Genomic DNA, 12696 nt, shown 5'->3' with positions numbered 1-12696 from the left:
CACGACCCACCCACAGCCGTATCCGGATCCACCCCACCCGTCTGCAAACCAGGCACACCATTCGACTCACGCCACAACTCGAACGTCGCACCACCCAACGGCTCACCAGACTCCGCATCGACCTTCACGACCCTGACCGTCCCCGTCACCCGCTCAGGAACATTCCGCGCCGTCACCGACACACCCACCCCGGCATTGTCCACCGTCAAAACCAACGGACCGAACACCGAAGGAACCGGCAACTCATAACCCGCAGGAGCCACCGTCTCCAACCAGTAGTACTCACCCAACCCCACCTCCCGGGCACACACACCATCCGCACCCGTCACACACGACCCACCCACAGCCGTATCCGGATCCACCCCACCCGTCTGCAAACCAGGCACACCATTCGACTCACGCCACAACTCGAACGTCGCACCACCCAACGGCTCACCAGACTCCGCATCGACCTTCAGCACCCGCACCTCGCCCGTCGTGGGCTGCGTGCCGGTGTCGCATGTGAGGTCCGCGTCGAAGGGGAAGTAGTGGATCTCGCCCGCGTTCGCACTCACGGTGCCCGCGACCAGTTCCCGGGTGATGATGTCGCCCTCGATGTTGGACGGCGCGAGGTCCGTCAGGGCCGCCCGCGGCGCGTAGACGGTGCCCTCCAGGGTGTCGCCGCTCTGGATCGTGATCTCGGTGGCGTCGGCGAAGTTCCAGAGGATGTAGGGGGCCTGCAGTCCGGAGACCCCCGCCATGACGGGGGTGGTCCACGAGTACTGGCCCCCGTCGCCCGTGGTGTCCACCGTCACGACGAGGGGCGTGTCCTCGGTCGGCGGGTTCAGGAAGGTGAGCACGGCGATGTTGATCAGCTGCTCACCGGTCAGCCTCAGGACGTTCGTCTGCCCGGCCGTGAGCGCGATGGCGATGTTCGAGCCGGGCGGAATGTCCCCCGGGTCGGGGATCGGGTTGCCGTTGGGGTCGAGCAGGGGCACCGTGCTGGCGCAGTCGGCCATGAGGTCGGACCGGTCGCGGTACTGGGCGAACAGCTCGGCGAAGTCCAGCAGGCCGCCCTGCGCGACGGAGGCCGGCTGCTGCTGGGTGGTCAGTTCGATCCGGGGGGTCGACTCGTACGGTGCGCCGTCGGCGACGACCCGCGTGTTGACGCTGGCGCCGTTCATGTCCTCGATCAGCGCCTGACTGCCCGTCATGTCGCCGATCTTGACATAGCCGTTCTGCAGCACCCGCAGCACGCCGCCGGCGCTGCTGCCTCCGAGGTCGAACGCGCCGTCCACCAGCAGGGCCGTGGGCTCGGCGTCCCCTGGCGCGACGAAAGTCCCCGTCGTGTGCAGGGCGACATTGTAGTTGTCACCGATGGTGAGGTCTCCGCCGATGGCCACCGGGCCTTCGGACTCGGTGCTGCCGAGGGTGGCGTCACCCTCGGTGACGACGCCGAACCCGTTGCTGCCGGCGACGGGGTTGCCGATCACCACGGGGACACGGGCCGCGGCCGCGGCCTGGCCGCCGCACACGGCGGTGACCAGGAGGGCGGAGCAACCCGCCATGGCCGCGGCGCGAAGCACAAGACGACTCATCACCCCGCGCGGGCGGGTGTGACTCTCAGTAGCTGATCTCATGGGGCGCAACGTATCGGTCCTGTGGCTCTTCGTCTTCTCACATGCGCCGCAGGGCATCGGCGCCACTCGTCCGGCCCTGCGGAACGGGCCCTCCCACCGGACGGCGCACCGCCGTTCGGCCCATCCGCCCGAGACCCCGGCACGGGGGCCCCGACCTCGTGGGCCCGGGGCTGCTGTCGGTGACCCCGCGCGGCTGTGCCCGCCGCCGGGGGACCGAGCCCGACGAACAGCCGCTTAGGCGAGGATCGGAGCCGTGCCCGCCCGACCGCGCGCCCGATCCGTCGTCGCGTCTCACCGCCGGCGACTGCACCGGCCGCCGCGGCGCCACCGCGCCGCCACCGCGATGCCCCTTGCGCCGCCCGCGCGCCCGCCGGGCGGGCGGGCGGGCGGGCGAGCCGCGACGGGCTGCCCGCGGCCTTCCGCACTCCGGGGCCGCGCCGCCATTGCGCGGGCACCGCCTGAGGAGCAGCGGACCTGCCGGGGCCCTGGCGGCGACGACAGCGACAGCGGACGCCGCCCGCCGGAACCGGACGCCCGCCGGAACCGGCCGTCTACCGGGACCGGTCGGACACCACCCTCGCGACGGCTTCTTCGGGTGTCGCGGCACGGGCCGGGCCCGGGACCGGGTTCCCTGCCGGGTCGGTGACCTGCCACCCGCCGAGGCAGACCACGGGAATCTCCGCGCGCCGCTGGGCGAGCGCGATCTCGCTGAGGGTGCCCCACGAACCGCCGACGGAGATCACCGCGTCGGCACTGGATACGATCAGCGCGTTTCTGGCCTCGCCCATGCCGGTGAAGACGACGGCGGACAAGGCGTCAGGGGCTGCGGTCCGGTCCGTGTCCGGGCGGATACCGATCACCAGCCCGCCGTTCGAGCGGGCGCCTTCGGCGACGGCGGACATGACGCCTTCCCCGCCGCCGCACAGGACGACGGCACCGTGTTCCGCGAGAAGCCGGCCCACCTGGTGGGCCTGCCGGCGCTCCTCTTCGCTGCACCGGGCCGGCCCGCAGACCGCGACCTGGAATCTCATCAGGACCTCCGCAACCATGCGTCGGCGGATTCGCTTCGCGGGCAGTATGGCCCAGAGCGGCGGCTCACCGTGGCCGGCGCCCCGTGAGGTGCGTGGATCAGGACCGGCGGCACCCGGCACCCGGCCCGTCGCGGCACTGCGGAGGGCCGCGCATACGGAGGGAGTCGCGCCCGGCCGGTGCCGTACCGCGCCGGTGAAGGGGCAGGACAAGGAGGCCGCCGCGCCCGGTGCAGCAGGGGGCGCACCGCACCCGGACGGCGTCAGCCGCGACGCCTCGGCGGCGCGGTGACCGCCCGTACCGGGGCGAACACCGGGACCACCACTGCCCCGCCCTCCTCCCGGAAGGCCGCCTCCAGCTCCATCCCGATGCGCAGGTCCTCCTCCGCGCACCCGACGATCTCGGTCATCATCCGCGGGCCCTCCGCGAGATCGACCACGGCGGCGGTATAGGGGGTGCGGGCGCGGAAGGGCAGGAGGTCGTTGCGGTGGACGACGGACCAGGTGTAGAGCGTCGCCCGGCCGCTCGCCTGTTCCCAGCCGACCTCCTCGCTCCAGCAGTACGGACAGAACTCGCGCGGGTAGTGGTGGGCGCGCCCGCACGCGCCGCAGCGGCGGACCAGCAGACGGCCCTCGGCGGCGGCCTCCCACCAGGGGCGGGTGAAGTCGTCGATGTCGGGAGTCGCGGCGGACGGGCCCGTCGCCTCCGCGCGGGCCGGGGCCCGGTCGCCGGCGGGCGCGGTCCCGTCCGTGCGCGCAGGAGCCGGAACGGCGCGGGCCGGGGCCCGGCCTTCCGCGGGTGCCGGGGACGCGGTCCGGCTGTGGGCCGCGAACGGCCGTCCGAGAGCGTCGCGGTCGCCTCCCCGCCCGCTCACAGGAAGAGCCCCCATGCGCTGTCCAGGGACCATGTCTGCCAGGACACGGCGAAGAGGGCGACCAGCGAGATCAGGGCCATCATCGCGTTCTGCCCCTGTTCGGCCCAGTCGTGGATCATCAGGACCAGGTAGAGGAGGTTGAGGACGAGGCCGCCGACGAGCGCGACCGGGGTGAGCAGTCCGGTGACCAGGCCCAGGCCGAGGGCGAGTTCGGCGTTGACCACGACATACGCCATCGCCCTGGGGCGCGGGGCCACGACCCGGTCGAAGCCTGATCTGACCGCCGCCCAGCGGTGTTTCGCGGCGACGCCCGCCGCCCATGTGATGCCGGTGCCGTGTGCGAACCAGCCCTTCCTGTCCTTGTGGCGCCAGCTCTCCAGCCACCACAGTCCCAGTCCGACACGGAGGACGGCGAGCCATTCGGCACCGGTGAGCCAGAAGGTCTGCATGCCCGTTACCCCTCCCAACCGTCTCTGACGGTACGTCAGTTTCGTTGCGCCAGTTCACCGGAAGCGGCCGGTGCACGCAAGAGGTAGCCCGCCGTGACCGTTTCGCAACCGCGCGCCACTACAGTCAGCATCCATGCCCGACCTCAGAAGCCTGGACCTCACGAACGACCGCCCGGTGTACGTCATCGGAGCCGGACCCGGCGGACTGGCCGTCGCAGCCGCCCTGCGGAAACGGGGCGTACGGGCGGTCGTCCTGGAGAGATCCGACTCCGTGGGAGCGTCCTGGCGCGGGCACTACGACCGGCTGCACCTGCACACCACCCGCCGGCTGTCCGGGCTGCCGGGGCTCCCGATACCGCGCAGGTTCGGCAGGTGGGTCGCCCGCGACGACATGGTCAGATACCTGGACAAGTACGCCGAGTTCCACGAGCTGGAGCTGGTGACCGGGGTGAAGGTGTCCAGGATCGAGCCGGACGGCTCCGACTGGGTCCTCCACGCGACCGGCGGCCGCCGGCTGACCGGGCGGGCCGTCGTGGTGGCGACCGGTTTCAACCACACCCCCCGCATCCCTGACTGGCCCGGGCGCGGTGCGTACACGGGCGAGCTGCTGCACGCCTCCGCGTACCGCGACCCCGCTCCGTACCAGGGCAGGGACGTGCTGGTCGTCGGGGTCGGCAACACGGGCGCGGAGATAGCGGCGGACCTGGCCGGGGCGGGAGCGTCGCGGGTGCGCCTGGCAGTGCGGACCGCCCCGCACATAGTCCGCCGCTCGACCGCAGGCTGGCCGGCGCAGCGGACCGCGATACTCGTCCGGCGCCTGCCCGTGCCCGTGGTGGACGCCGCCGGCCGGCTGCTGGCCCGGATCGCCGTACCCGATCTGTCGGCCCGGGGGCTGCCGCGGCCTGAGGCGGGCCTCTACACACGGGTCCGGCAGGGCGCCATCCCGGTGCAGGACGTGGGGCTGATCGACGCGGTTCGCACGGGCAGGGTGGAACCGGTCGCCGCCGTCGAGTCGTTCGACGACGCCAAGGTGGTCCTGACGGACGGCTCCCGAATATCCCCGGACGCGGTCATAGCCGCCACGGGCTACCACCGCGCGCTGGAGCCGCTCGTGGGGCACCTCGGAGTGCTGGACGAACGCGGCCGCCCCGTCGTCCACGGCGGACGGACCCCGCGGCAGGCCCCGGGTCTGTACTTCACCGGCTTCACGAACCCGATCAGCGGGATGCTCCGCGAAATGGCCCTGGACGCAACGAAGATCGCCAAGGCTCTGTCGGCATGACATCCGGGCGGCCGCGCGACGGGCAGAAGACGCGCAGGCGCCGGGCGCCCGTACGCCAAGCCACGCCGCCCGTACGCCAAGCCACGCCGCTCGTACGCCAAGCCGAGCCGCCCGCGCATCGGGCCGGGCGGCCGGATACACAGCCCAGGCGGCCGGGCGCCTCTCGGGAGAGGCGTCCGGCGCCGGGCGGCCGGCATCCTGCCGGGCATCCCACGGCGAGGGCGCCTTCCCCGGCATCCCACGGCGAGGGCGCCCTCCCCGGCATCCCGCGGCAGGGGCGCCTTCCCCGCGGTCAGGCGATCGCGGGCCGGGTCGCCTGGAGTTCGAACCAGGTCGTCTTGCCGGTGGCGGTGCGGCAGCTGCCCCAGGTGTCGGCGAGGGCGTCGAGGAGCCCCATGCCCCGGCCGCCTTCGGACCAGCTCTCGGCTCGTCCGGCGGCCAGCCGCTCGGTCGGGTCGGTTGCCGGGCTGTCGCTGTTGGTGTCCTCCACCTCGCAGCACAGGCAACCGTCGCAGACCCGCAGATTGAGCCGCAGCGGGCCACGCGTGTGGCGCACCGCATTGGTGACCAGCTCGCTGATCAGGAGTTCGGCGGTCTCCGCCAGGTCCGGCAGCTCCCGCAGACCCCAGGCGCCGAGCTGTGCGGCCGCCAGGTGCCGGGCCCGCCGGACCGAGGCCGCCTCCTGCCGCAGCGGCCAGGAGGTCTCGCACTCGGTGGCACGGGCGCGGGGGGATTCCAGGGGCCGCAGGGGCTGTGTCATCCGGGACCAGAGTTCCGCCTGACGGACGCCGAAGGACAGGGGCGGGTCCGCCGGAGCGCCCTCGGGGACCGCAGGCGCAGTGTCCCCCGGCCACCACACGGCCCGACGACGGCACAGCCGCCCGAGAAGTGCCGCACGGGACTTCGCGCACCAGCCGAAGGCGCGAGAGGCCATGGGGAACCAGTCCTTTCCATGCGGCCGGCAGCGCTCTCGGTTCATTGGGGGGTCGGTGAGGGGTGCAGAGGCGCACCGATGCGCCGGGAAACGCTGCACCGAAGAAGCAGGGGTGCGAGTGGGGGGCGCTGCACGACCGCTCTTCCCTGTCAACTGTAGCGCGTACTACATTAAAGTGGCGAAAAAAGAGACATTCCGGATGTGCGGCTTCCCAGGTGACCGCGCGCCGCAAGCCGAGGAGCCCCCATGCCGCGCCCACCCGACCCGACCAAACGCCGACAACTGCTGGAGCAGATCCACGACTACGTCGTCCGCAACGGCCTGTCCGGGCTGTCCCTCCGCCCCCTCGCCGCGGAGCTGGGGACGAGCGACCGCATGCTCCTCTACTACTTCGGCACCAAGGACCGCCTGGTCGCGGAAGTCCTGGCCCTGGACGACAGACGCCCCCTGGTGCGCGTCCGCAACCGACTGGACGCCGCAGGCCCACCGCGGGACGCCGCCGGCGCGCGGCGCCTGATGGAGGAGGTGTGGCAGCTCCTCACCGCCCCCGACGTCCGGGCGTCCTTCCCCATGCTCATCGAGGTGATGGCCGACAGCCTGTTCCACCCCGAACGGTACGGGCCGGTCATGCGCGACACCATCGCCCAGTGGACGGACGTGCTCACCTCGACCCTCCTCGGCACCGGGATGCCGGAGGACCGCGCCCGGAGCCACGCCACCCTGCTGGTCGGCGCCGCCTTCGGCCTCCAGTTGGCACCGCTCACCAACGGCCACTGGGACCAGGCCGCGGAGGCCTACCGCGATCTGCTCGACCGCCTCGAACCGGCCTGGGGCGCCACCGACGGCACCCGCGACACCCGCGATGACCCCCGATGACATCCGGTGCCATCCGGTGCCATCCGGTGCCATCCGGCGGCGCGGCGGCGCGGCGGCGCTCGACCACACCCGGCGGCCTCGATGGCGCCCGTAAGCGCGCATGGCGCCGAGGACAGGCGATGTGATTTCATTAATTGCGCAATGCTGCATATATAGAGTGCGGTCTTCCCGGCGCCGGGTGCCGGGCGCCGGGTCCGGCTGGCGGCCCTTCCGGATCCCGGACGACGGCAGCCGGGGCGCCGATGGAGTTCGCCGGACGTGAGGGGTTGCGGGTGTTCGCCGATGTGAGTCCGTTGAAGCTGGCCGTTCTGGCCACCCTCGCCTTCCTCCTGCTCGGCCCGGAGAAGCTCCCCGGAGCGGTTCGGGACGGCCTGGCCCTCCTCCGTGCGGTACGGGAGTTCTCCGGCCGCACACAGGAGCGCATCCGCTCCGAGTGGGGCCCGGAGTTCGCGGACTTCGACTTCGGGGACATGAACCCGGGAACGATGCTGCGCCGGCAGATACGGACCGGCGACCCCCTCGGGCTCGAAGAGATCCGTACCGCCCTCGACCCGAGGCCGGACCTGGCCCGTGTCGCAGCGACCGCGCGCGAGGCGTTGGGCGACGCCGAGGCGGCCCGGCCTCAGGCACCGGACCACCACCCGGCGAGGAGCCGTCCGGCCGGAGCGCCCTCGGCACCGCCCTTCGACCCCGACGCCACCTGACCTGGCACGACCTGACGCCACCCGACCTGGCACGACCCGGCGCGGACCACACGCACGCCGGACCCCGCACACGCCGGACCCCACACGACACGGACGCCTTCCGGCAACCGGGGCATACGAGAGGCCACGCGTGACACCGCCCCCGGCCTCGTGCTGATGCTGATGGGCCGGGTGACGCTACGCGGCGACCGCGATCCGGAACGGAATGACGCCCCGGGAAGCGGCTGCGACGGCACCCGCGCCCCCGGACACCTCGCGGGGCGCGCCCCACCCACCGGGCGCGGCTCAGCGGGGCGCGCCCTCCCCGGCACCCGTCCCTCCGGCCGCCTGCCGCGAAGGGGCCTGATCGCCGGGCGCGGCGGCGACATCGTCCGATGCGTAGACCCGGGTGGCCGTCGCGGGCATCGGCGGCCGGGCCGCATCGGCGCCGTCGTCCTTCATCGCCCTGGCCTCGCTCTTGAGGATCCGCAGGGACTTGCCCAGGGAGCGTGCGGTGTCCGGCAGCCGCTTGGCACCGAACAGTGCGAAGGCGACGGCCACCAGGATCACCAGATGCCAGGGCTCCAGCGCGTTGCGGAACATGCGCCCACTTCCTCTCCCTGCGGGACGGCGGGGTTCGGGACCGCCGCACCCGCCATGTTTATTGCCATATTGCGCAACCGTACAACCAATCGGTGCGATCGGTCGTCCTCTCAGACATGAGTCGCAGCCAGACGCCTACGCGCCCGACGCCGACCGGCCGCAGGAAGAGCGCCCGCCACCGGAAGGAAGCCCCGAGGCGGCGCGGCCGGGCGCGAGAGCACGGCCGCCGCCGCACCAGGGCACTGCTGGCCGTCCCGGCCGCCGTGGTCGCACTGGTCGTCGCCTGTGTGGGCTGGGCGTACCTCAGGCTCGACGGGGCCATCGACACCTTCGGCGCGGACGGCATCGCCCACCACCGTCCCGAGCAGGGACCCTCCGAGGCGATGAACGTCCTCGTCATCGGCTCCGACGCGCGCGTCTCGGGCAATGCGGCGCTGGGCGGGGGCGCCAGGGACGACGCGGGCCGCTCCGACACCGCGATCCTGCTCCACGTCTACGCCGACCGCCGACACGCACTGGCCGTGTCGATCCCCCGCGACACCCTCGTCGACATCCCGCCCTGCCGGCTCCCGGACGGCACCTGGACCGAGACGCGCACCAACGTCATGTTCAACGAGGCCTACTCGGTGGGGCAGACGTCCGAGGGCAACCCGGCCTGCACACAGAACACCGTGGAGCAGATGACCGGGCTGCGCGTCGACCACACCATCGTCGTCGACTTCAAGGGTTTCGCGACGCTCACCGACGTCGTGGGAGGGGTGCCGGTGTGCCTGCCCCGGGACGTCTACCAGCAGGACCTCGACCCCACCCGCGACACCCGCGGCAAGATCCTGCTGCACAAGGGGGAACAGACCGTCTCCGGCCGGCAGGCACTCGACTATGTGCGCGTCCGGCACGGCATGGGCGACGGCTCGGACATCGGCCGCATCAAACGGCAGCAGGCGTTCGTGGCAAGCCTGGTCCGGCAGGTGAAGAGCAAGGGGCTGACCCCGACCAGGCTGCTCCCGCTCGCGGAGGCGGCGACGAAGTCGATGACCGTCGATCCGGGGCTCGGGTCGCCGGACAAGCTGATCACGTTCGCGATGTCACTGAAGGACATCGGCCTGTCCGACATCCGTTTCGTCACCGTCCCCTGGCGGTACGAGGGGCAGCGCGTCGCCCTCGTCCAACCGGACGCCGACGACCTGTGGCGCGCCCTCAAGGACGACCGGGCCATCGACGGCGGTGACGCCCGCAGCGGCAGCCCATCGCCCTCCGCCGGGAACACCCGGCCGGACCCGGCCGCATCGCAGCCTCCGCTCCCGGACAGTGCGGCGGACGGCTCCCGCTCCGCCGACGACGACCTGTGCTCGGGCCTCTCCTACGGGTGAGCCGGGCCGGCGGGGCCGGCGCTCCGCACGGATCGCCCGCGCCGGGCCCCACTCACCTCCCCGGACGCTTTCCCGGACGCTTTCCCGGACGCCTCCCCGGACGCCTCCCCGGGGGCTTTCCCGCACGCCTCGCCCTCTGCCGGGCGCCACGCGCTTGCCCACGCGCTTGCCCACGCGGTTGCCCACCCGCTTGCCCCGACGCCTCACCCCACCGGCCCCCGTCCGCTTCCTCACCCGGCGGCCCCCTGCCGGGCCCGGGCCCTCGCACGGCCGCCCCCTCCCGCACGGCCGTGCTGACCGTCCCGCGGCGGCCCCGCCGCACCGCGCCCCCGCAGGACGGCCAGCACGGCCGCGTACCCGGCGAGAACCGCGCCCAGCAGCAGGTAGCAGTGGACCGGCAGCGCCGCAAGGGCGAGCGGCGGCCCGAGCGGCGAGAGCGGCAGCGCCACCCCGATCGCGGCCAGCGCGACCGCCGCCCAGCCGACCGGGCCGGGCATGCGGCCCCGGACGGTGTGGTGGCCCGTACGCAGGAGCACCATCACCAGTGCCTGGGTCAGCAGGTTCTCGGTGAACCAGCCGGAGTGGAGGGCGGCGGTGCCACCCGGGCCGTGCGGGGCGAGCGCGAGGACGGCGAGGGTGGCGAGGTCGGCCGCCGCGTTGAGGGCGCCGAAGCCCGTGACGAACCGCAGCAGTGCGCGCGGGTCCAGCACGGCGGGGCGACGCAGCACCGCCGGGTGCGGACGGTCGCCCGCGAAGGAGATCTGGGCCGCGTCGAAGCAGAGGTTCTGCACCAGCACCAGGGCCGGGAGCATGGGCGGAAAGGACGTGAGCAGGCCCACCACGAGCACGGCGACCGCGTTGCCGAGGTTGGCGGAGAGGCTGACGCGCAGATACGTGGTGACGTTGCCGCTGGAGCGCCGCCCCGCGTCGACGGCGTGGCCGAGGAGTGTGAGGTCCCGGTCGGCGAGCACCACGTCCGCCGTCTCCCGGACGACGGGGACGGCGTCGCGCGGGGAGATCCCGACGTCCGCGGCGCGCAGCGCCGGCAGGTCGTTGACGCCGTCGCCGAGGAAGCCCACCGTGTGCCCGCCGTCCCGCAGGGCGGCGGCGATCCGCGCCTTGTGCTCGGGGGCGCACCTGGCGAAGACGGTGGCGCGGCCGGCCGCCTCGGCGAGTTCGCGGTCGCCGAGGCGGTCCACGTGGTCGGCGGTGAGCACCCGGTCCGCGTCCACCGGGATCCCCAGGTCCCGGCAGGCGCGCACCGCCGTGCCCGGATGGTCGCCGGTGAGGATCTTCACGGCGACGCCCCGGTCGGCGAGTGCCGCCAGGGCTCCGGCGGCGGTGGGGGCCGCGGCGTCGCGCAGGGTGACGAAGCCGCGGAAGGTCAGGCCGCGCGCTTCGCGGAGGGCGCACGCCCCGGACGGGCGGGCGGGTCGCTGCGCGGTGGCCACCGCGAGCACGCGCAGGCCCCGCTCCGCCTGGCGTGCGCCGAGCGCGAGCAGCCGCTCGCGTTCCTGCCCGGTCGTCGCGCAGCGCTCCAGCACCGCCTCGACGGCGCCCTTGACCACCACGGTGTGCGTGCCGATCCGGCCCGGGGTGCGGACGACGGCGACGGCCAGGCGCCGTACCGGGTCGAACGGCTGCGCCGCCACTCCGTCGTACGCCTCGGGGTCGCGCCCGGGCGCCTCGGGGTCGCCCCCTGGCGCCGCGTCCAGGACCGCCTCGTCCAGGGTGTCCGGGGCGGGCAGATCGGCGAGCTGGAGGGTCCACCAGGCGTTCACCGCGGCCCAGTGCAGCACCTCCGGGTCGGGGCGGCCCTCCGCGTCCAGGGCGCGGTCGACGGTGGGCCGGTCCCGGGTGAGGGTGCCGGTCTTGTCGAGGCACAGCACGTCCACGGCGCCGAGGTCGTGCAGTGCCGGCAGCCGCCGTACGAGCACCCCCCGGGTACGGGCCAGTACCGAGGCGCCCCGCGCCAGACAGGTGGTGACGACGACCGGCAGCATCTCCGGGACCACCGCCACGGCCACCGCGACCGCGAACGGCAGCGCCGCCGGGCCGGGCCCGCGCAGCGCGGCGTCGGCGAGCAGCACCAGCGGCGGCACGAGCAGCATGAAGCGGACCAGGGCCCAGGAGACACCGTTCACACAGGCGTCGAAGGCGCTCGGTCGGCGCCGGACGGCGGCCAGGGCCCGCGCGGCGGCGAACCGGGTCCGCCCGCCGGTCTCGACGACGACGGCGGTGCCGCTGCCGGACGCGACACCGCTGCCCCGGAAGCACAGCTGCGGCAGGCCGAACGGGTCGCCCCCCGGGCCGTACCGCTGCGGCCGGCCGACCTCGCCGCCGCCCCCCTGGTACACGGCGTCGGAGGCGTCCTTCGGGACCGGGGAGGATTCGCCGGTGAGTTCCGCCTGGTGCACGTGGAGGCCGTGCGACCGGAGCAGGCGCACATCGGCCGGCACCGGGTCGCCGGGGCCCAGCCGGATCACATCGCCGGGTACCAGTTCGTCCACCGGGATCTCGCGCTCCACCGGAGCGGATTCCCCGTCGGCGCGGCGCAGCACCGTGGCCGTGCTGACGACCAGGGCCCGCAGCGCCGCCAGGGACCGGTCGGCCCGGCACTCCCCGTGGGCGCGCAGCGCTCCGCTGACGCCGACCAGGACGAGGACCACGCAGGCGGTGCCCCAGGAGGCCACGACCGCGGAGACCAGTCCCACACCGAGCAGCACGGCGGTGAAGGGGTCGCGCAGGCCGCGGGCGAAGAGCCGCGGCCAGGACGGTCCCCGGTGGTCCGAAACCGTGTTCGGCCCGTAGCGGGCCAGGCGCTCCTGGGCCTCCGCCTCGGTCAGGCCGCGTGTGCCGCAGTCGAGCCGCCGCAGCACCTGCAGCGCCGTCGGCGTCCCCGGTCCCGCGCTCCCGGCGCCGGGGGGCGGGGCGTACCGGGATGCCGGGGCGCTCTCGGGCAGGGGCCGCATGCCGC

At 73.9% G+C, this 12696-nt stretch carries 10 protein-coding genes and 1 pseudogene; 4 read left to right on the top strand and 7 right to left on the bottom strand.

The genetic code is table 11. From position 1 onward, the window contains the following. From SCWH03_RS15055 to SCWH03_RS15040, 4 genes are all read right to left on the bottom strand, one after another. The coding region (locus SCWH03_RS15055; protein WP_173264735.1) for a choice-of-anchor A family protein at positions 1–1565 on the bottom strand (1565 nt) is incomplete at its 3' end. A 605-nt stretch (positions 1566–2170) separates the two neighbouring features. Further along, the gene (locus SCWH03_RS15050) at positions 2171–2650 is read right to left on the bottom strand and encodes a TIGR00725 family protein (RefSeq protein ID WP_173264734.1); all 480 of its coding nucleotides are present in this window, start codon (positions 2648–2650) and stop codon (positions 2171–2173) included. 260 nt (positions 2651–2910) lie between these two features. Further along, positions 2911–3321 carry a Zn-ribbon domain-containing OB-fold protein gene (locus SCWH03_RS15045; RefSeq protein WP_173264756.1) on the bottom strand — a complete coding sequence of 137 codons (411 nt, stop codon included), beginning with the start codon at positions 3319–3321 and terminating at the stop codon, positions 2911–2913. 197 nt (positions 3322–3518) lie between these two features. After that, entirely contained in the window at positions 3519–3971 is a 453-nt protein-coding gene (locus SCWH03_RS15040) for a DoxX family protein (RefSeq protein ID WP_173264733.1), read from the bottom strand. A gap of 133 nt (positions 3972–4104) precedes the next feature. Here SCWH03_RS15040 and SCWH03_RS15035 point away from each other — a divergent pair, with 133 nt between their 5' ends. Next, a complete protein-coding gene (locus SCWH03_RS15035) occupies positions 4105–5253 on the top strand; it encodes a flavin-containing monooxygenase (protein ID WP_173264732.1) in 1149 nt (382 codons plus the stop codon). 292 nt (positions 5254–5545) lie between these two features. On the opposite strand, the gene SCWH03_RS15030 is transcribed toward SCWH03_RS15035, so the two are convergent. Beyond that, positions 5546–6187, bottom strand: a complete 642-nt coding sequence (locus SCWH03_RS15030; protein ID WP_371872678.1) for an ATP-binding protein — start codon at positions 6185–6187, stop codon at positions 5546–5548. Positions 6188–6433: 246 nt separating this feature from the next. On the opposite strand from SCWH03_RS15030, the gene SCWH03_RS15025 reads away from it, so the two are divergent. Together SCWH03_RS15025 and SCWH03_RS15020 are read left to right on the top strand one after the other, a co-directional pair. Next, positions 6434–7063: a TetR/AcrR family transcriptional regulator gene (locus tag SCWH03_RS15025; RefSeq protein ID WP_173264731.1), complete on the top strand. Its 630-nt coding sequence runs from the start codon at positions 6434–6436 to the stop codon at positions 7061–7063. A 242-nt stretch (positions 7064–7305) separates the two neighbouring features. Beyond that, the gene (locus SCWH03_RS15020; RefSeq protein ID WP_254076767.1) at positions 7306–7767 is read left to right on the top strand and encodes a twin-arginine translocase TatA/TatE family subunit; all 462 of its coding nucleotides are present in this window, start codon (positions 7306–7308) and stop codon (positions 7765–7767) included. A 285-nt stretch (positions 7768–8052) separates the two neighbouring features. Here SCWH03_RS15020 and tatA read toward each other — a convergent pair whose 3' ends face one another. Beyond that, a complete protein-coding gene (gene tatA, locus SCWH03_RS15015; protein WP_173264730.1) occupies positions 8053–8349 on the bottom strand; it encodes a Sec-independent protein translocase subunit TatA in 297 nt (98 codons plus the stop codon). A 116-nt stretch (positions 8350–8465) separates the two neighbouring features. Between tatA and SCWH03_RS15010 the strand changes: the two are divergent. Then, positions 8466–9594, top strand: a pseudogene (locus SCWH03_RS15010) (LCP family protein); the annotation flags it as partial. Between the two features lie 355 nt (positions 9595–9949). Here the strand turns inward: SCWH03_RS15010 and mgtA are convergent. Next, positions 9950–12691: a magnesium-translocating P-type ATPase gene (gene mgtA, locus SCWH03_RS15005; RefSeq protein WP_173264728.1), complete on the bottom strand. Its 2742-nt coding sequence runs from the start codon at positions 12689–12691 to the stop codon at positions 9950–9952. Positions 12692–12696 lie beyond the last annotated feature (5 nt).

The organism is Streptomyces pacificus (assembly GCF_011766325.1).
GTDB lineage: Bacteria > Actinomycetota > Actinomycetes > Streptomycetales > Streptomycetaceae > Streptomyces > Streptomyces pacificus.
The sequence above is the reverse complement of the archived record's forward strand: the minus strand, read 5'-3'. Positions and strand labels throughout refer to the sequence as shown.